Consider the following 19,533-nt stretch of genomic DNA (forward strand, 5'->3'; position numbering starts at 1 on the left):
TTAGTCAACAAAAATAAAATAATAAAAAAGCAGCCTATTCTCATTAGAGTAAGGCTGCCCGTAAAAGCCCGATTGGTGAGGGCTGATAATCAGTGGAGATGAAGACCCCCCACTGATTAAAGTTTCACTTTATTATTAAAATATATTACGATTTAATATGTATACCTTGTTTCTTTATTTCTGCATCCAAATGTCTACTATACTTTTCCACAAAGCTAATTATACTGTTGAATTCTTCTTCAGTTACTTGTTCAAATACAGCTTTATCTCGCTCTTGAAACTCTTTGTGCAGATTTTCATGGATTTTATAAATTTCTTTCCCTTGTTCGGTAAGCCTAAAATAAATTTCTTTCTTATTTTCTGACTTTTGGTAGCTTTCAACAAGGCCTTTTTGTATGAGCTTCTTAGTCATTCTACTTATAGCACCGCGAGTCACATAAAAAGCCTCTGCGAGTTGTGTCACGTTAGAATCTGCATTGTTTTCAATATATTCAATGCAGTGGACTTCAGAAGACTTAAAACCTTTAAGACCCTCTTCCATCTTATCTTTATTAAGCCAAACCAGCTTATTATATAATTCCCTGAAACCGTTCATGACCTGTTCTTCTTTATTCATGCCCTGCCCTCCTCACCGCTCATTAGCACATTAAAACTATTATATTAAATTTCTGCTTACGTTTCGACAATATTGAAATAATTATTATAACATTAAAGATATGTGTAAAAATAGGCGCTTAAATAAAATAATTTTTAAACAGCAAATTTTGCAAGTCTATTTCTACTTACAGTAAACGGTAGACAAAAAGTAAGAGCTAAGATCATTTCTCTTAGCTCTTCTTTCATAAAACTATTTCACTTCATTAGCGACAAAAAAGTGCTCACATACACTTGATATGCGCTGTAAGTCCACGTTCCCACCAGATATAACAGCCACTACTTTTTTCCCTTTTATATAACTATCAACTTTTCCTGCAAGAAGTGCAGCAGTTGCTAATGCACCTGCACCTTCTACAACAGCTTTCCCACGTTGTAATAAATCTTTCATCGCTACTTCCAGCTCTTTTTCTGATACAGTTACAATATCATCTACTAATTCTTTTACAATTTCAAATGTTAATTCACCTGGTATTTTAACTGCGCAACCATCTGCAATAGTAGGCGCCTCATAGTGTTCTACGATTGCTCCTTTATCGTAAGATGCCTTCATTCCATGAACATTATCTGCTTGGACACCAATTATATTAATGGATGGATTAAAAGATTTCAATGCTACAGAAATACCAGAAATAATTCCGCCTCCACCTATTGGTACAATGACAGTATCTACATCCCACATATCATCAAGAATGTCTAATCCAATTGTACCTTGACCAGCCATTACCTCTACATCATCATATGGATGTAAGTATGTTTCACCTGTTTCCCTTATAATTTCTTCACATTTTACCTTTGCATCATCAAAGGTTTCACCATGTAAAATCACTTCAGATCCATATCCTTTTGTTGCTTCAACTTTTGCCTGAGGTGCAGAAATTGGCATAACAATTTTACTCTTAATACCGAGTAAATGAGCAGATAATGCAACTCCTTGTGCATGATTACCTGCTGAACATGCAATTACACCTCTTTCTTTTTCTTGATCCGTGAGCCGCGACATTTTATTAAATGCGCCACGAAATTTAAAAGAACCCGTTAATTGCATATTTTCTAATTTCAAATGAATTTCTCCACCCGTTTTACTAGTCAAGTAAAAAGATTTTACTAATGGCGTTTTACGAGCATTTCTATCTAGAATTTTGTGAGCTTTTTTAATATCGTCTATATGTAATGGTAGTTTTCTAGTTATCATACTGACACCTCTTCCAATGTTCTATTCCTAAGTTTTCGTAAGTCGTAGCTCCTTTATACGAAAAGAAAAAGTCTTTATATATGTACCCCACTCTGAAATAAACACATTTGCAAACAATTTAACATCCTCTTCATATCGCGTTCTTTATAATGATTTAAACATGCAATTTGGATCCAATTATTCTTTTGTAAATAAGATGACTCATAATGAACGATGTATCCTTGTAATGCTAATGTATCGCCTACTACTTTAGAAGAATAATCTTCGCTCAATACAATAGTAAGTATAATTGGCGCGGCATGTTCTTTAGGTGAAACAAGCTTTAAACCCATATCAGTAATAACTTCTTCAACATAATCATATGTCTCTTTAATTTTTACAAATGCCTTTTCATCTTCAAATCTCTTCAACGCTTCTTGCAATGCATAAATTAAATTCCATGATTGTGAGTATGGAATACTTTCATTTTCTTCATACATGCCAATGTCCATATAGGCCGGCACAGCCTCGTTTATTTTTACAATGTGGTTATGAAAAACGAAAGAAATTCCTGTATATGATTTAATCGCTTTACCGCTAACACCACTTGCAAAATACACATCCTTCAAGTCTAATGGTATTGCTCCAATTGAGCTTATGCAATCTACACACAGTTTCATTTGATTCTCGTTACAAAGAGTATTTAGCTCGTTTAAATCGTTTAACATTCCAGTAGATGTTTCATGATGAACAAACCAAATCCATTCATAATTTCCAGTTGTCATAATTTCTTCTAATTCGGTATAAATAAATGGATCTCCCATTTCCTTTTTATACGTATCAAAATGTAACCGTGCTCGTTTTGCATGTCCAACTAATCTATTACCAAATTCCCCATTTGTTAATACTAGTCCTTTCCCTTTTAAAGAACGTAACTGTAAAGCAATCGCATCATTTGCTAACGTCCCTGTTCCTAACATAAGCTGTACATGTTTTGCTTTTGTCATGTGAAGTAACCGTTTTTTCACATTGTCCATCATCACTTGAAATGACTTAGAGCGATGGGAAATAGGTCGCGTAGAAAATGCCTTTCGAACGTTCTCTTCAATATCTACTGGACCAGGTAAAAACGTATATTCTTTCGTCATAATCCCCCCAACACTCGACTCTTCAAACATAGCAGGGGTAACATACATTGGCTGGAAGGCTGCTTCTTCTGTACCAACTAACGTATGGAAAGATTTGAATCCCATTTGCTCATATAAAGCTAGTTCACGTGTTGTTGCAGAAATGAGTGCTAATTCATATCCATTTAGAAGCAAATAACGATGTAGAAAACGAATTAATCCTAACAACGCTCTTCCATTTCTATATTCACGTTCTACTGAAAGTAAACGAATTTCATACACTTTTTCTCCATGCTCTTGCAAATAAATATCTAAATTTGAAATTTTATAATCTAACGAGAATGGTCGTTTTCCCCGCACTGCGACCATACCTACTAATCTATCCTCATCTAAACAAATTAAATATGTATTTTCTATATGAAACCGATCTATACGAAACCGTTCTTTCGTTTCTTCATGTTGTGGTATCTCTTCTACAAAAGTTTTATAATTCAATTTATGTATACTTTCAAATTCCCAATCTTGATCAGCAACTTTATAAATTAACCCCATGCCTTATCTCCTTTATCTATTTAATAAAAAATGATAAGTGGAGATTATCCCCACTTATTAAACATTCATTTTATTCTCGATTTACATATAGAATGAGTACAATAATTATTCCACTTAATATAGTGGTAACAATAGAATAAGAATAAAGAATCATACAAATTGGTAAACAAGCAATCGTAATTAGTCCTGGCTTCGTAAACCCTTTAAATATTAAATAAAATACAATAAAAATGCCTAAGAGGGTAAGCGCTATCAAATAATCAAATGCGATTAGTCCTCCTATAAATGTTGAAATACCTTTACCGCCCTTGCCTTTAAATAAAACTGGATAAATATGTCCAATAATAACGGCCAATAATGTTAACATTACGAATGTAGGATCTTCAAAAAGGTATTTTGCTACAGCAACAACGATTGCCCCTTTAATTGCATCACCTAAAAATGTAGCGATGAAATACCCTTTTCCATATACGCGCCCCATATTTCTTGCGCCAGGATTTCCGCTTCCTTCATCCCTAATATCAACGTTATGTCTCAATTTTGTTACTATATAAGCGGTCAATATGTTTCCAATTAAATAAGAAGCCACCAAATATAAAAACTGCATACTATTAATCATGTAATCATTCACTTTCTACATGGGAATACATATACAATATTCAATTACTACGTATATTGTACGTTTTTAACATACATCCCTTTATACATTTTAACATCATATTTTTACAAATCATACAAAAATTCTCATACCTATTTTTAAAAATATATATCCCTCATTAAATAATATGTTCCTTTCACTGCCATTTCTGCTTGTGATACGAATGTAATTTCTTTCATACTTTCTTCACACCATTTCTTAAATACAGCAAATATTTCAGGAACTAAACGCAATATACTGCCACTTACTGCAATTGGCGTTGAGTGCTTAAAGTTCAACTTGTTATAAACATTTACTGTAATCCTTGCTAATTCCTTTCCAGCTTGCATCATAATTTCATGCGCATCATCATTGCCATCTCTCGCTTCCTGAATAACTAATGGGGCGATTGCTGCAATTTTATCTTTAGAAGAAGTATATACTAAGCTTTTTATATGAGACGGTGTCAAAAGTTGAAACTGGCTTTGAATATTCAAACTCAATGGACAAAGACTGATTCCTTGATCGAACTGAATTGCCATTTTCTTTAAAGCTTGTAATGCAATCCAATATCCGCTCCCCTCATCTCCTAAAATATGTCCCCATCCACCGCTATACTGATATACTTCTCCTTTTTTTCCTATACAAATTGCACCTGTACCACCTATAGTTAATATTCCATCCTTACCTTTTAAAGCAGCTGCATGTGCGATCATTGCATCATTAAAAATTTCAATTTTTGTTCCGTATTTCTTTTTTAAACGTAATGTTAATTCATTTGTATTCGCTCCGCTTATACCAGCTAATCCTAAACAAACACAAACACAATGCCCATTTATTAAACTCTTCTGGCATTGATTAATTGCTTCCATAATATGCACAAGAGCTTCTTCAAAATCTATTAATATGTTTCCAAAACCACTGGTAGCTCTTACAAGTTCATTTCCGTCTTTATCAAATGCAATTGCCTCGGTCTTCGTTCCCCCGCCATCTACTCCAATCATATACTTCATATGTTCGCCTCATTTTCATTTGCGTATGGAGGGAATGTTATATTCCCTAAAATTATGGAATTCTTAGCACCTGTTGCGCTCGGCACATTACTCGGATTACGATGATACGTTTCGTTTGCTAAAATAGCAAATGCAATTGCTTCTTTCGCTGCTGAAGAATGACCAATATCTTCTTGTATACATATGCTACATTTCTCTTCTCTTAATCCATTCCGTAACATTTCAACAAGTGTATTATTATAACTTCCACCACCACCTAAAATCACCTCATCAATTTCATAATACGGCAAAATAAACGCCTTATAATGATGAACAATTGAACATGCTGTAAACATCGTGACAGTTGCCAATATATTTTCTTTACTATGCTTTTTAAATCGATTCAATAATTCAGTCACAAAAGCTTCTCCAAACTGTTCTCTACCTGTTGATTTTGGTGGTTTCATGTTCAAAAATGGATGGTTCATACAGTATGTTAAAATTTCATCTACAACTACCCCCTGCTTTGCAATCCAACCATTTTGATCATATGGTACATGAAATAATCTTTGACATACTTCATCGATTACCATGTTGCCTGGTCCAGTATCGAAAGCAATAACACTCTCTTTACTTCGTCTACTTGGAACCACTGTAACATTACCAATCCCACCAATATTTTGTAGTAGTCTATTTTTAGTTTGATGCCGATATAAAATAATTTCTGAATATGGTACAAGTGGTGCACCTTGTCCCCCTGCCGCCATGTCCATCGTTCGGAAATTCGAGATAACCGTCGTGTTCGTTTCATATGCTATTACTGCTGGTTCCCCAATTTGCAATGTTGAAGAAATAATATTCCCTTCTTGCTTTGGCTGATGATAAATCGTTTGTCCGTGAGAGCCTATTAAATCTAATTGTCTCAAAGGAAAATTGGCCTCTTTACAAACTTCCTTTACAGCATTGGCGAAGCATAAACCAAGTTTAAAATTTAAACTACATATAATTTGGACATTCGAAGTTTCAATTGATAACGCTTGTTGGATCTCATTTTTCATATCATTACAAAATGGAACAGTAGTAAAATGGATGAGTTGGATTTTAGAATCTACACCACTTCCTTCTATATGAACGAGCGCTACATCTATTCCATCTAATGAAGTACCAGACATTACCCCTGCAATATACATAACGTGCATGACCTCCTATTTACTAAAAAACAATCATGTAAGTAACGAACGTACAACAAATCGAAAACAATATAAATCTAAAAAACAACTGAGCTTTCGATGCAAACGATCCATCAATGAAAGAAACAACTACCGTAAGCAAAACGCTTGCCGCAATACTTGTAACAAGCCAGATACTATGCATTTGTGATAGATTTAGCATGCCTAATAAAGGGACAAAAAGTAAATTTGCACAAATCACTCCAAATAATAATAAAAATACGCCTTTATAACTAAATTTTATATTCATTCTATTTCCCCCTTTCTAGTTTTAATGTGAAAGAAGTGATAGACAAAAAGTCTATCACTCAAAATAACAGCGTGCAGATTAAGGATTAACAGATTCCCCGTCACCATTTTTTTCAATTTCAAGCATATTTTTGTCGTACATTTTAAAGAATGGTAAATAAATAAGGAACGATATTGCTATATTTATAAAAACTAATACAATCGCACGCCAATCTCCTCCTGTTGCTAAATATGCACCAATTGGAGCAGGTAGTGTCCATGGCGGCATAATATGCGTTGGTGTTACAAATCCCATCGCAGTTGCTGAATATGCAACAGTTGCTGTTACAAGTGGTGTAATGATAAATGGGATAATTAAAATTGGATTTAGTACAATCGGTAATCCGAATATGACTGGTTCATTAATATTAAAAATACCCGGAACAATACAAGTTCTTGACAATGCTTTCGAATATTTCGATCGACCAAATACAATCATAGCTAATACAAGCCCTAACGTCGCACCAGAACCGCCAATCCATATAAACCATTGATATAACGGCTCTGGTGAAATAAATGGCAACTGATCTGCTCCACTAGCAACTGCTTCACCATTTTTCCCTAGGTATACTTCCCATAATGGCCGAGCAACAGTTCCAACAACCGACACACCATGGATTCCGAATGACCAAAAAAACGTAATTAAAAACACTGGAATCATTACACCGAAGTAACTATCCCCAGCTTTTACTAATGGTGCTGCTAATTTATCAACAACATGGTGTAAATCAATGCTAAAAACGACAGTTACTAGACTCATTATAATAATAACGAATGCTGCAGGTATAAGTGCTTCAAATGAACGCGATACAGATGGCGGTACTTGTTCTGGCATTTTAATCATTACATTTTTCTTCTTACAAAATCTTAAAATCTCTACGGATAAAATAGAAACAATCATCGTCACAAATAATCCATGACCTCCGAGATTTGTCATCGGAAGCATGAATCCTTTTTTATCAATTAACTCAGGCGTTAATGTTAAAAGTAGTGAACATACCGCGAGCTGTGCTCCTGATAAAGCATCTAATTTATAACTTTTCGCTAAATTATATCCTATTCCAAATGCGATATATAAAGACATAATAAACATGGTTAAACGATATGGTATCAATATACTTGTTTGATTCTTTAATGCCCAAACTGATATGAAACTATCTTTCGGCAGTGGTGGAAATGCTACTATTAAAAAGAAGCTTCCTACTATAATAAATGGTAACGCCGAAATAACTCCATCACGGATTGCTTGTAAATGTCTCTGCTCAGAAAGCCTTGCCATCGGTCCAGATAAGTTTTTATCAAGAAACGTGACAAACTTATTCATAACGTTTCCCCCTAACTTATTAATTCATTTACAGTTTTTAATAAAGTCGGGCCACCAAGCGGTGTGTATGCTTGCGGCGGTATGATGCCACACGGAATAGATTCCTCCTCTGCAAATTTTTTTACAGAGTCAAATCGGTGTCTTATTTGAGGTGCCACCATTACGACATCCCAGCCATTCTTTACTTCTTCCTCTACCTCATTCGTTCCAATTGCATGCACTTCCATGTTCACACCATTTTTCTCCGCTTCTTTTTTTAAAGCGTTTACAACAATTGCACTGGACATTCCTCCAGAACAGACGAACAAAACTTTCATTTATTAATCCTCCTATACTTATAATTTATTACCCTTCAAATGAAAGGAAGTTTCACTTTACTAACAAGCATATGAAGTAGTAAATGAATTTAGTTATAATGAAAGTAAATTTCATTAAAAATATTTTTCCTATTAAATTAATGTTTCAATATGCAATTTTCTCTATTGCAAAGTCAACCTCGCCTCATATATTATTTTAAATAATCATATGATAGGGAGGCGTATAAATGATCGTTAAACGTTTATTAATGATATGTTGTATCGTTATCTTGTTCATCCCTTTCTCTTTCATTCCCCCTCACTTTACTTATGCTGAAGTAAATACTACGTACAAAAAACATGAATTACGTGCTGTATGGATCGCATCAGTTCTGAATATTGATTGGCCCTCAAAAACTGGCTTACCTATTGAAAAACAGAAGCAAGAATTTATAAGATTATTAGACGATGTAAAAAGCACTGGTATGAATGCAGTTGTTGTACAAATTAAACCAACCGCTGATGCTCTCTATCCTTCAAATTACGGTCCTTGGTCTGAATACATTACAGGAACACAAGGAAAAGATCCTGGTTATGACCCGCTCGCATTTATGATTGAAGAAACTCATAAAAGAAATATAGAATTCCACGCTTGGATTAACCCATACCGAATAACGATGAATCACACCGATATAAATCGATTATCAAATAATCACCCTGCAAGGCAACATCCCGATTGGGTTGTCCCTTATGGCGGAAAGTTATATTACAATCCCGGTATTCCGGAAGTGAAAAAATTTATAACAGAAGGCGCTTTAGAAATCGTACAAAATTACGATATTGATGCGCTGCATATGGATGATTATTTTTACCCATATAAAGTAGCCGGTGAAGAATTTCCAGATCAGAAAACATACGAAACATATAATAATGGTAGATTTACAAATATAGAAGATTGGCGACGTAATAATGTAAATGAACTTGTAAAAGATTTAAATACTGCTATAAAACAAGAAAAATCATATGTAAAGTTTGGCATTAGTCCGTTCGGCGTATGGCGAAATATAGCTGACGATCCCACTGGCTCTAACACAACCGCAGGCCAAAGAAACTATGATGACCTTTATGCTGACACACGTGAGTGGATACAAAAAGGATATATTGACTACATTACACCGCAAATATATTGGAATATAGGTTTCACCCCAGCTGCATATGACATATTAGTAGATTGGTGGGTTAAAGAAACAAATAACAAACCGCTTCACCTATACATCGGTCAAGCGGCCTATAAAATTAATAATAACTCCGTCCCTGCTTGGTCTGATCCAGAAGAATATCCAAAACAAATTGCATTAAACCGGCTATATCCTGATATAAAAGGTAGTATGCATTTTAGCTTAAAAGATATTAATAACAATCCACTCGGAGTTAAAGATAGACTTTCAAAAAACATATATAAACATCCTGCATTAATCCCGCCTATGCCTTGGCTTGATCATGATCCACCAAAACAACCGACTTTAAAAGGCGCCATTCCAAGAGATGAAGGTATTGCAATCGGTATCATTGACAATAGAGATAATGATTCTGCTTATTACGCTATTTACCGCGTGAATGGGAAAAATGAAGTGGATATACAAAATCCCAAAAATTTACTTACTACTGTAAGAAAAACAAAACTTGGAGAAATTTATGTAGATAAAACCGCTATTTCCGGAGAAACGTATACCTATGTCGTAACTGCAGTTGATCGATTGCATAATGAAAGTGTGGCTTCTAGTAAATCTACTATTCAAGCAAAATAAAAGTAAGAGCCCCCATTTTTTTGAATGCGGGCTCTTACTTTTATTTTCGTAGTTCACTATATTGAATATGAATTCTATTCTCAGGGTTTTTATCTACTGTGTAAAGTACAAATAAGAAGAACCATTCTAGTGGCTTCATTAAAATATAAACAAAATCAGCCGACCATTTCGTATTAATATGTTTACTAATCGGATAACCGTATTTATCATAAAAATTACGAATCACTTTATGACATTTTGGTACCCGCTCCTCAATTACATTTTCAAAAGCGTTCGCAATTAATAACTGTCGATTAACTGTAATTCTTTCCCCATGCCTAATTCCTGCTCGTAATGGCTTAACGATGTTTTTATGGCCTTTCACAGAAACTGTACATAAATAATGCCCATCCCCGGAGACAATTTGAGGACTTGGGGCAGGAATCTTAGAATAATTAAAACTACTTGTTTCCATAAACACTCTTATAAAACTATCTGGTTTTTGGCCAAACAGTATTAAAATAAATTGAACAATTAACAAGACAGGAAATAAACTTATCATCCAGACTGTAGCCATTTTTTGATATCCAAAAGAAATACGATACAGCAATAATATAATTCTGTTGCTCTGCGTATAATCTTTCTCATTCTGAGATTGTATGAAATAATCTAATGTATTTCTTAATTTAGCTAAGAATAATAGACTAAAGGCAAGCATTCCAACTTGAATACAAAAGACTGGAATGTATCTCAATCCTCCGAGTTCCGTATAAAAGGCAAAGCCTGTATGGGTAATATAGATGAATGTATATACAATGTTTACTATCATTAAAGTACTATAAAAAATATAAAATATTGGTGAAAGTTTTATTAAGCCTGTTGTTAATTTCCAATACGAAACTCCACCTAAAATAACTAAGAGAACTACTATCGTAATGTGGTCATGGGCTAAAGAAGCATATTGATCAGACATCATTCCGTTCTTTTCAAATTTATGTAATGGTATTCCTGCTCTTACATCATTTGCATTCCACATAATACCTAAACCAAAGATAAAATAACTCAAACCCAGTGATAATATTTCCTGTGGCTCGAACTTTAGTATACTTGAGGAATTCTCCTCCTTCGATTGGAAACTATCCCAAGCTTTACTAATAGGATAGCCAAGAAATATAAATAGAATTACAAATAGTATAACTAACTCAAATAGCACAATATCATACCCCTTTTATAATAATTGTTTACACAAAGTATAAAAAAGCACTCTATATTTTACCATTTATTAACGTTTGTATATATAATTTCACAAAAGATTGCACTCTCTCAATTTACAAAAAAAAACGCCTAAAAGCTGAAACATTCAACTTTTTAGGCGATCTCTTCTATTTATTCTTAAACTTCTCAGTCGCTGCCCTCATCTTCACATTTAAATCGTGATCAATCGAGTCGCGAATATCTCGCTCTACTACTTCCATTTCTTTTTTGAAATTTTCCAAGTAGATCTTCAGTTCTTCTTCCTTCTCTGGTCTTTGTGAAGGTGGTAATTGTACTACCAACGATAACATGGCCGTTAAATCTTTCATTAAGAATGTTTCAAGTTTATGTTGTTGTTCAAACATGCGTTGCTCTTGATAGTACGGAAGTGCATTTAATACCGAAATTGTAATATCATCAACCGTTCTTTGTAATGAAGGATTTATTGAGCGTTTATACGCTTGAATTGTATTTAATGCGTCTGGATAACGGTCATAAAAATACAATTTGTAAAATGATAAGTCTGTCGGTTTTACAGTTTGCTGCGCTTCTTGTCTTAAGAAATCTTTCACTTTCATCGCAGCCACATCAATATCTTCATTCGTAAGCTTTTTCGTAGTTTTTGCCATTACATGCACTTTTTTCTGCTTTTCTTTCGGTAACATCGAGAAGACTTGCTCTCTCGTACGTTGACCTGATGCACAAAATAGAGTATTTAATGTATTTTGTTCTTTCTTCCCTTCGGTGCGAATCCAGCGATAAAACAGTGGATGTTGTGTAAATTCTTGTAGAAACGGTATTGATTTGTTTGATAACTTATCTAAAGAATCTTGCGCTCTTTTATATGGCTTCGTCCATGAAAAATACAGTTTCCGCCCGAAATATACGACTAAAACAACGACAGTAAATGCTATTAAAAGCAATGTACCGAGTAGTAATAGTACTGTTTGAATGAAACTCATTTGTTCACCTCCTCTAATAATCCGTTATTTCCTTGGACGCTGAATGAGTTTCTGCTTCATCTCATCATTAAATGTGTCTAGTTCAATAACGAACTTCTTACTTGACTCAATAATACGTTCTGACGATTTTTCAGATGCTTCAATTGCAGCGAACACATTTTGGAATGATTCACGTAATTTATCCATGCTAATAGCAGGGTTTTCAAGCAATTTCGTCGTTTCTTCTGTATTTTGTTTTAACGCTTGAGAATTACTTAATACCATCGATTCAATTGCTTCATTCGTTGCATTTACCGCATCAATTGTTTTACGTTGATTCGTTAATGCAAGCTGAATAGCAGCTGAAACTGTTACAACGTTTTGCGTCATCGTAATTGCATTACGTATTGCCTCTGTTAATTTTTCATTATTTTTCTTAATGATGTCTACAGAAGCTATAGATTGTAATAATACACTTTTCGCTTGCTGCATATTACGTGTACGTACAAGTATCTTTTCTAATGCATCGTTAATTAACGGAATATCCCTTTGACGATCTGGGTTTTGTTTCTCAGCTTCAAGCATGCCAGCAAGCTTTTTCCCTAAGTATACTTGTTTATCAAGCGCATGAATTTTATCGTGCGATTGTTCTTTTAACATTTCAAGACCAACTGTATCCTCTTGTAAGTTATCACGGCCAATTAGAAGGGATCTAATAATTTCCTCGATTTGTTTATCTATAGATTGGTATTTATGCACATATGTTTCAAGTGGATTTTTCTTAAAGACTTTAAACATAATTTTCTTCATACCACTTGCTTTTAATGAATTCGGATCAAGCTCTGATACTACTTTGCGTAATTCTAACAATGTATTTGGAATTTCTTCATTCTTTCCATTCATCATCGCTGTTACAGGGCGTTTTAAAGCTGATAACGTTTGTCCTGCTGCTTGTTGTTCTTTATCCCCCAAATCTCCTAGCTGCGACAATACTTTCGATAAATCTGTATTTTGCTCGCTATTTAACTTTTGTACATAAAGATCGGCTTCTTTATTTAATTCATCAAGTTCTTCATCTTTTATAACTGTATCAACCACTACTTCTACATTATTATCTTTCACAATGGATACAGGTTCTTTTTTCTCGAGTTCAGTCAACAAAATCGCTCCTTTATTTATATGTGCGAATTTATATGCACTATATTTCATCAATTATATCGTATTTCATACACATTCTGATTGCTTGAAATCGATTTTTTTAGAAATGTCTGTTTATGCAGTCATTCCCTGTTTCTTACTATAAGTATACCTGTAATCAACATAATTTTCCTCAGACTTAAGACCTAGAGAACTACATGCTGAAGGCGGATTCTTCATATATTTCCTAAATAATTTACGTTCTTTTAATCGTGCTACACTCAATCTTTTGACATTCACCCGTTTTCAATGTGATAATTCTATTACACTCACTTCTATTTATTTTTGCGAGCTACAAATGCTCCCTTTTGAAACGCTAATAACACTGTTTCAAACGTATCATCTTCTTCAATCATTTTTATAAACTCATCTAATTCACTTGCATGAGAAGTTGCATTATCAACAACAAGAAAACCTTTTGGCTGTAACATACGTTTTATATGCTCAAACCACCACATGTATTGCGTGCGCTCTGAATCTAGGAAAATAAAATCAAATGAATGATCTAATTGGGAATCTAAAAATGCCCCTGCTTCTTGATTGTGAACATCAATCCTTTGTAAAAGGTTTGCCTTTTCAAAATTGACAAGTGCCTCTCCAACTCGTTCTGAAGAAAGCTCTACAGTTGTTACATTTCCATTTGTTTCTTCTACCGCATTAGCTAACCACAATGTAGAATAACCATTAGAAGTTCCGATTTCTAAAATGTTTTTTGCATTACACCCTTTTACTAAAATTGATAAAAATTGCCCCATCTCACGAGAAATATTCCGTAATTTTTCTTCCCGTATTTTTTTATTCCGATCATGCTCTTCTCCATATTGTTCAAGTTGAAGTAATAATGAATCTAACGTATCCATTCTTTTCATCGCCTTTCCAAGCAATATGATGAAAAAGCTCTTGCTGCCCGTCTACTTTTATTATATGCGAAACGAAATCCTTTTTCCCGTTATATGACAAAGATTTATAATTTTTTATAGCATATTGTTTCGTTTTTTGGTAAAGTTAATTTCTACGTGCAATTATTCCATTCATATTATTTCATATAAAAATTGCAGTTATTAAATTATATAAACCCCATTTAAATGAATCGGTATTTCAAATTCAATTAAGCGCCCTTTTCGGACGCATTTTCTTTGTTTATATATTTCCAGAAGAAAGGATGCTTACAAATGAACGTGATTAGCTTAGATGCTGCTCGAAAACGAAAGCAGCATAAAAAATTAATGATTACTATACCGATTATTACACGTATTTATGAAGAAGACGGGGAAATTAAATTTGAGGTAGCTGGCGAAAAAGATGTACCTCTTGAAATGTTAGAAAAATAATAAAAAACGCATTTCTGAAGAAATGCGCTTTTTTATATTTTTACATTCAAATGCATAAGTTTTTCAGGATTAACCATCATATAAATATTTGAAATCTTCTCATCCTCAAATGCAAACGAAAGAACATATGTTACTTTATTATTTATTGTAACTATAACTCCTGGTATACCATTTACCATTTTGAAATCAACAGTGTACTCTTCTGTCAATCGTTGTGCAATCCCAAAGAACAAACGTATAATTCGATCTGCAGAATAAATTGGATTGATCGCAGTCGTAACTTTACCGCCACCATCAGCTTTGAGTATAGCATCTGTTTTTAATACTTCCAACATACCTTCCGTATCCCCACACTGTAATGATGCTACAAACTTTTCAACATAAGAAGCCATTTTCTCCGTGCTTAATTTTGATTGCTTCGGTTTCTCCAACATGCTTTTTCGTGCACGTTGAAAGATCTTCCTGCAGTTCACACTACTCTTATCAACAATTGAAGCTATTTCTTCGTATTCATAACTGAAAACCTCTCTTAATATGAAAACAATCCTTTCTACCTCAGATAGTTGTTGTAAAAGTAATAAATATGCGGTGGAAAGGGATTCTTTCATTATAAATGACTTTGATGGCTCATCACTATCTTCTACAAGTGGCTCTGGTAACCACATCCCTACATACACGTTACGTTTATGCGCTGCCGATCGTAATTTATCAATTGAACGATTTGTCGCCATCTTACATAAATATGCTTTCATATTTTCTATAGATTGTGGATCTTCTATATTATTTAGCGAGATAAATACATCCTGAACGATATCCTCAGCATCCATAACACTCCCAAGGATTCTGTATGATAACGAAAATAATAATGGTTGATACGCTTCATATAACTGCTCCGTTTCCATGATGAACTGCCTCACTTTCATATTGCTTTAAAATGTGTAACGCTGCACGTTTCCCGCTTGCTACCGCAGCATCAGCTAATATTTCATCATGCCCTGCCCAATCTCCTGCAACATAAACACCTGGCATTTCAGGTATATTAGGACCCGGCTTTTCAACACGGTCAATATGAGGAAAATCATGTACTACTGTTATTTTCGGTAAATATTGCTGTGCAACAACTTCCCTTTTCCAATTTGGGTGTAACAACTCCATCGTACTTTCCAACTGTTCTTTATCTTCATGAATATGATTCATCTCTAGCACAGGATTATGGTACTTAATTAGACTCACTGCAATTGATCCGTCTTCACTTAATTTAGCTGCTCTCGATTGATTTGTGAAAAATATAGGTTGATCTAATCCTAATACAAATTGATGTGTAGGATTGGGTAATTGTCTCAAGCCAATATCTAATGCACCAACAGTAACCGGTACCGATTGTTCACTCCATTTATGCAAACTTGTTCCTTCTGCACCTTTTATTATTTTACAAGCCTCTTTCGGCGGAGTCGTCACGATGACTGTACCTACTTCAAAAACCTCATCATCAACACAATGTATTCTTTGTTTATCTTCATAATGCTCTATTTCCAAAACATGCTTTTTAGCCAAAAATTTTACCCCGACATCATTCGCTAAATCTCTTAATTTTGTTATTATCGTCTCCCAACCACCATCTACATAAAGCACTCCTTCTTTTATAGAAAGCTGTATTTGCTTTAGTACAGATGATGCTAATTGTATTGTAGGAGCAAACGTATATGTTGTTGTCCGGCATAGCGCATAAAATATATTGCGAACCATTGGATCTTTTATTTCATTTTCTGCCCATGTAGTTAGACTCATTTTCGGAACTTCTCCTACATCTAAATTTTCTAAACGAATCATAAGACGTGAGAATTGTACTTTTGCAGACCAAGAAAGTAGTGGTGTTGATAAAATTGAGCGAAAATCTGTTGGGATGGTGAATATATCCCCTTTCCATATTCCATGTGCTTTTGTAGATGGTATTCCACCTGGAAGATTCAAACCGAGCTCATTAAAAGTTATAAACGCTGCCCCGCCTCTATATAAAGCATGTGCACCAAGATTCATGCAGATTCCATTTTTATTTATAGTCATCCCTCGGCCACCGAATTGACTGGATTTTTCTAATACAATCACTTTCTTTCCAGCTTTCGCTAAATATATAGATGCTGTTAATCCAGCAAGCCCACCGCCAACAATTGCTACATCAAATGTATTCATAATAAAATCCCTCCTTAATCGTTCTACATACAAGACGAACGATTAAGGAGGGATGTGACATGAAAATAAATTTTTATTACCCTACTATATTTCATTACTTTTTAATTCGGTCATATTGCATACGAAATAACTCAATTGCAAATGGAATATCCTCTTCACTCTTTATATAATAACTGATCCATCCTGATTCAGGTAATACGTGATGTGGTTTTACCAATCCTTGCTTCACTAATTCATCTCGCTTTAACTTCGGAAATGGTAAATCAGCTAATTTATCACCATGAAGATGGCCAAGTTCTTTCTTACCATAATTTATTTCAATACCACCAAATCGATGCGGTTTTTCAGAAACACCCGCCCAGCTGAGTACTTCATTTCTAATCATTTCACTAAATGACATGAACATTCACTCCTTATAAATGATTGATGTACTTTTAAATTAACATTTTCATTACTTTTTTCCATCAATCCAAAGTATGAATGGGAATACGAATATAGTTTAATCTTTATACTTTATTCTTTATGGAATAAGTGAATTTATTAAGCTACTGACAACAGCACAAAACAAAGACTAGACACATATCCTAATTTTGTAACCTAACTTACCTATAGAAAGGCGGGTAATACAATTGACTGCCAACATCGACTATACCTCCCCTTCAACCAATTTTACTTATGATGTAAATAAAAGTAATTTTTTTCGGAAAGATGCCCAAAATTATATAAATGTACTTGGTATTAAACAATTAAACACTTTAGAAAATACTTCTTTATTAGATATTTATTTAAGTACAGGAAATGTTGTAGAACCACATATTCATCAAAATGCAGCTGAACTTGTTTATTGTATTTCAGGGTCTGCTGTTGTTTCTTTACTTAATCCATTTACGAATCAAATATTAAACTTACCGATAAAACCCGGGCAAGTTGCCAACATTCCACAAGCGTGGTGGCATTATGAAATTGCTACAGCAGATAATACTCATTTATTAGCTATTTTCAACGCTCCAACTCCAGAAGTTATTTTCGGTTCTGACATTTTAAGATTAACTCCAGCTCATATGATGGCCCATACTTACTGCCTCAATGAACAACAATGGAAACAAGCGGTTTCCCCTATTCAATCAACTACTGTAATTGGTCCTCCGGCAAACTGCAATCAAAACCGTGAAACGAAAAATTATCCAACCCAGCCCCTCGCTCAACAACAGAATCCGCATCACCAAGATTCTTATTACTTTCCTCTTTACTGGGGCTATTAATTTGTGAATTTTCAAAAGAATCATCATTTATCTCCTAGGAAAATACCAAGGAGATTTTTTTATTGTATCTTCTCTTCCTATTAAAAATAGTAACAATTGATAGTGTACATACATATAATATTTATATATTAAATTGGAGGTGATAGTACTATGAGTAATTATAACTATCGAAAAAACTACTCTTATAATAAAAATAGTAGCTCTTCAGCATCCTCTCAATCTTCCAATTCTCAATCGCAAAGAGACTTAGCCGAGCAAGGCTATGTAAAGAAAAAAGGATGTAACTGCAATAAAAATAAATAGTTTATTTTATGGATGAATTCTTTTTTTAAAGAATTCATCTTTTTTTCTGATCGAAAATTTTTAAAGTTACATAACTTATTCCTTAAATGAGAAAGGGTAAATTATACTTTTTTATACGAACTTAACAAAGAGTAATTGTTCAATTGATTTATTACTTATTTCCCCCAAAAATATAGTCCTTCCTAAATTTATTAGGAAGGACTATATACAAACCCCTGTTTAATTTCCTACTAAACATTGTAACAAATTAAACGATATTAAGACCTGCACTTACAAATCCGGCAACTGCTGCTATTGGACTTGCTGCTGTTAATGAAACATATACTAATATTTTATCCCCAGCAACTACTGGAACATTATATGCTTGGATTCCTGTTGCTGTAGTACCAATTGCTATTGCTGGTAATGCTGGTGTTAATAATAGAGGTGGCGCTACTGGTGTAAACGTATTACTTGCAGCAGGTGCGATAAATATTTGCATCTGAATTTGAACAGGTGCTAATGGAGCTAATGCAGCTGTTGCACTAAAGAAACCTGCTAATGACGTGATAATTCCATCACGTGGTGCTACAAATGCATAATCACCTACAACACCTGGTAGTATTGTGAGAGTTCCTCCAACCCCTGGAGCTATACCTGGCTGACTAAATCCAAATCCAAGTAGAGTTCCTGTATTAGCTAATACCGCGTTAGCTAACAGCGCTGGTGTTGTACCTGAAGCAAACGGAATAATAGCTCCGCCACCAGTTGCACCTGTTGCTCCAGTTGCTCCCGTTAGACCTGTTGCTCCTGTCGGGCCTGTTGCTCCTGCTAGACCTGTTGCTCCTGTCGGGCCTGTTGCTCCTGCTAGACCTGTGTCTCCCGTTGGACCTGTTGGGCCCGTTGCTCCTGCTAGGCCTGTGTCTCCCGGTGGACCTGTTGGGCCTGCTGCTCCAGGATCTCCTGTTGGACCGGTTGCTCCAGATGCTCCTGCTAGACCAGAGTCTGCCGGTGGG

General features: G+C 34.6%; 20 protein-coding genes. 3 read left to right on the plus strand and 17 right to left on the minus strand.

The window, feature by feature from the left end; all coding sequences use genetic code 11:
• Window positions 1-145: 145 nt before the first annotated feature.
• The 9 genes from MR136_RS24150 to MR136_RS24190 all read right to left on the minus strand — a co-directional run bounded on the left by MR136_RS24150 (window position 146) and on the right by MR136_RS24190 (window position 8,294).
• Complete coding sequence (locus MR136_RS24150; protein WP_001030904.1) at window positions 146-616, minus strand: MarR family transcriptional regulator; 471 nt, start codon at window positions 614-616, stop codon at window positions 146-148.
• Between the two features lie 231 nt (window positions 617-847).
• Window positions 848-1,849, minus strand: coding sequence for a bifunctional threonine ammonia-lyase/L-serine ammonia-lyase TdcB (tdcB, locus tag MR136_RS24155; protein WP_000632959.1), 1,002 nt, complete (start codon window positions 1,847-1,849; stop codon window positions 848-850).
• A 74-nt stretch (window positions 1,850-1,923) separates the two neighbouring features.
• Complete coding sequence (locus MR136_RS24160) at window positions 1,924-3,507, minus strand: aminotransferase class V-fold PLP-dependent enzyme (RefSeq protein ID WP_017674047.1); 1,584 nt, start codon at window positions 3,505-3,507, stop codon at window positions 1,924-1,926.
• 70 nt (window positions 3,508-3,577) lie between these two features.
• Entirely contained in the window at window positions 3,578-4,126 is a 549-nt protein-coding gene (plsY, locus tag MR136_RS24165; protein WP_000610870.1) for a glycerol-3-phosphate 1-O-acyltransferase PlsY, read from the minus strand.
• Between the two features lie 137 nt (window positions 4,127-4,263).
• Window positions 4,264-5,157, minus strand: a complete 894-nt coding sequence (locus MR136_RS24170) for a BadF/BadG/BcrA/BcrD ATPase family protein (RefSeq protein WP_000876590.1) — start codon at window positions 5,155-5,157, stop codon at window positions 4,264-4,266.
• Window positions 5,154-6,326: an anhydro-N-acetylmuramic acid kinase AnmK gene (anmK, locus tag MR136_RS24175; RefSeq protein ID WP_017674048.1), complete on the minus strand. Its 1,173-nt coding sequence runs from the start codon at window positions 6,324-6,326 to the stop codon at window positions 5,154-5,156. The genes MR136_RS24170 and anmK overlap by 4 nt, the downstream gene beginning before the upstream one ends.
• 22 nt (window positions 6,327-6,348) lie before the next feature.
• Window positions 6,349-6,615 carry a hypothetical protein gene (locus MR136_RS24180; protein WP_001021962.1) on the minus strand — a complete coding sequence of 89 codons (267 nt, stop codon included), beginning with the start codon at window positions 6,613-6,615 and terminating at the stop codon, window positions 6,349-6,351.
• A 78-nt stretch (window positions 6,616-6,693) separates the two neighbouring features.
• A complete protein-coding gene (locus tag MR136_RS24185; protein ID WP_001032280.1) occupies window positions 6,694-7,977 on the minus strand; it encodes a PTS sugar transporter subunit IIC in 1,284 nt (427 codons plus the stop codon).
• A gap of 11 nt (window positions 7,978-7,988) precedes the next feature.
• Entirely contained in the window at window positions 7,989-8,294 is a 306-nt protein-coding gene (locus tag MR136_RS24190; RefSeq protein WP_000865907.1) for a PTS sugar transporter subunit IIB, read from the minus strand.
• A 227-nt stretch (window positions 8,295-8,521) separates the two neighbouring features.
• Between MR136_RS24190 and MR136_RS24195 the strand changes: the two genes are divergently transcribed.
• Window positions 8,522-10,081 (plus strand): glycoside hydrolase family 10-like protein, encoded by a 1,560-nt coding sequence (locus MR136_RS24195; RefSeq protein ID WP_078421173.1) that lies wholly within the window; start codon window positions 8,522-8,524, stop codon window positions 10,079-10,081.
• Window positions 10,082-10,121: 40 nt separating this feature from the next.
• Here the strand turns inward: MR136_RS24195 and MR136_RS24200 are convergent, their stop codons facing one another.
• The 4 genes from MR136_RS24200 to MR136_RS24215 form a co-directional block, all read right to left on the minus strand.
• Window positions 10,122-11,273: a DUF6688 domain-containing protein gene (locus MR136_RS24200; protein WP_000895912.1), complete on the minus strand. Its 1,152-nt coding sequence runs from the start codon at window positions 11,271-11,273 to the stop codon at window positions 10,122-10,124.
• 169 nt (window positions 11,274-11,442) lie between these two features.
• Entirely contained in the window at window positions 11,443-12,276 is an 834-nt protein-coding gene (locus MR136_RS24205; RefSeq protein WP_078421174.1) for a DUF3974 domain-containing protein, read from the minus strand.
• 24 nt (window positions 12,277-12,300) lie between these two features.
• Window positions 12,301-13,413 (minus strand): toxic anion resistance protein, encoded by a 1,113-nt coding sequence (locus MR136_RS24210; RefSeq protein WP_061457196.1) that lies wholly within the window; start codon window positions 13,411-13,413, stop codon window positions 12,301-12,303.
• Between the two features lie 314 nt (window positions 13,414-13,727).
• A complete protein-coding gene (locus MR136_RS24215) occupies window positions 13,728-14,321 on the minus strand; it encodes an O-methyltransferase (RefSeq protein WP_016124554.1) in 594 nt (197 codons plus the stop codon).
• 303 nt (window positions 14,322-14,624) lie between these two features.
• Between MR136_RS24215 and MR136_RS24220 the strand changes: the two genes are divergently transcribed.
• Entirely contained in the window at window positions 14,625-14,783 is a 159-nt protein-coding gene (locus MR136_RS24220; RefSeq protein WP_001100984.1) for a hypothetical protein, read from the plus strand.
• A 32-nt stretch (window positions 14,784-14,815) separates the two neighbouring features.
• On the opposite strand, the gene MR136_RS24225 is transcribed toward MR136_RS24220, so the two are convergent.
• The 3 genes from MR136_RS24225 to MR136_RS24235 form a co-directional block, all read right to left on the minus strand.
• Complete coding sequence (locus MR136_RS24225; RefSeq protein WP_017674052.1) at window positions 14,816-15,685, minus strand: sigma-70 family RNA polymerase sigma factor; 870 nt, start codon at window positions 15,683-15,685, stop codon at window positions 14,816-14,818.
• Window positions 15,663-16,973 carry a phytoene desaturase family protein gene (locus tag MR136_RS24230; protein ID WP_061457195.1) on the minus strand — a complete coding sequence of 437 codons (1,311 nt, stop codon included), beginning with the start codon at window positions 16,971-16,973 and terminating at the stop codon, window positions 15,663-15,665. The genes MR136_RS24225 and MR136_RS24230 overlap by 23 nt, the downstream gene beginning before the upstream one ends.
• A gap of 94 nt (window positions 16,974-17,067) precedes the next feature.
• Complete coding sequence (locus MR136_RS24235) at window positions 17,068-17,373, minus strand: luciferase domain-containing protein (RefSeq protein ID WP_000010317.1); 306 nt, start codon at window positions 17,371-17,373, stop codon at window positions 17,068-17,070.
• A 229-nt stretch (window positions 17,374-17,602) separates the two neighbouring features.
• Between MR136_RS24235 and MR136_RS24240 the strand changes: the two genes are divergently transcribed.
• Window positions 17,603-18,235 (plus strand): cupin domain-containing protein, encoded by a 633-nt coding sequence (locus MR136_RS24240; protein ID WP_061457194.1) that lies wholly within the window; start codon window positions 17,603-17,605, stop codon window positions 18,233-18,235.
• A gap of 550 nt (window positions 18,236-18,785) precedes the next feature.
• Here MR136_RS24240 and bclB read toward each other — a convergent pair.
• On the minus strand, window positions 18,786-19,533 hold a 748-nt coding region (bclB, locus tag MR136_RS24245; RefSeq protein WP_305037708.1), incomplete at its 5' end, for an exosporium glycoprotein BclB-related protein.

This window comes from Bacillus cereus group sp. BfR-BA-01311 (assembly GCF_022664295.1).
GTDB classification, from domain to species: Bacteria; Bacillota; Bacilli; order Bacillales; family Bacillaceae_G; genus Bacillus_A; species Bacillus_A cereus.

Bases quoted from the DNA above. Each gene is read 5' to 3' on its own strand.
- MR136_RS24150 (WP_001030904.1), bottom strand. From the start codon at position 616: ATGAATAAAGAAGAACAGGTCATGAACGGTTTCAGGGAATTATATAAT.
- tdcB (WP_000632959.1), bottom strand. From the start codon at position 1,849: ATGATAACTAGAAAACTACCATTACATATAGACGATATTAAAAAAGCT.
- MR136_RS24160 (WP_017674047.1), bottom strand. From the start codon at position 3,507: ATGGGGTTAATTTATAAAGTTGCTGATCAAGATTGGGAATTTGAAAGT.
- plsY (WP_000610870.1), bottom strand. From the start codon at position 4,126: ATGATTAATAGTATGCAGTTTTTATATTTGGTGGCTTCTTATTTAATT.
- MR136_RS24170 (WP_000876590.1), bottom strand. From the start codon at position 5,157: ATGAAGTATATGATTGGAGTAGATGGCGGGGGAACGAAGACCGAGGCA.
- anmK (WP_017674048.1), bottom strand. From the start codon at position 6,326: ATGTATATTGCAGGGGTAATGTCTGGTACTTCATTAGATGGAATAGAT.
- MR136_RS24180 (WP_001021962.1), bottom strand. From the start codon at position 6,615: ATGAATATAAAATTTAGTTATAAAGGCGTATTTTTATTATTATTTGGA.
- MR136_RS24185 (WP_001032280.1), bottom strand. From the start codon at position 7,977: ATGAATAAGTTTGTCACGTTTCTTGATAAAAACTTATCTGGACCGATG.
- MR136_RS24190 (WP_000865907.1), bottom strand. From the start codon at position 8,294: ATGAAAGTTTTGTTCGTCTGTTCTGGAGGAATGTCCAGTGCAATTGTT.
- MR136_RS24195 (WP_078421173.1), top strand. From the start codon at position 8,522: ATGATCGTTAAACGTTTATTAATGATATGTTGTATCGTTATCTTGTTC.
- MR136_RS24205 (WP_078421174.1), bottom strand. From the start codon at position 12,276: ATGAGTTTCATTCAAACAGTACTATTACTACTCGGTACATTGCTTTTA.
- MR136_RS24215 (WP_016124554.1), bottom strand. From the start codon at position 14,321: ATGAAAAGAATGGATACGTTAGATTCATTATTACTTCAACTTGAACAA.
- MR136_RS24220 (WP_001100984.1), top strand. From the start codon at position 14,625: ATGAACGTGATTAGCTTAGATGCTGCTCGAAAACGAAAGCAGCATAAA.
- MR136_RS24225 (WP_017674052.1), bottom strand. From the start codon at position 15,685: ATGGAAACGGAGCAGTTATATGAAGCGTATCAACCATTATTATTTTCG.
- MR136_RS24230 (WP_061457195.1), bottom strand. From the start codon at position 16,973: ATGAATACATTTGATGTAGCAATTGTTGGCGGTGGGCTTGCTGGATTA.
- MR136_RS24235 (WP_000010317.1), bottom strand. From the start codon at position 17,373: ATGTCATTTAGTGAAATGATTAGAAATGAAGTACTCAGCTGGGCGGGT.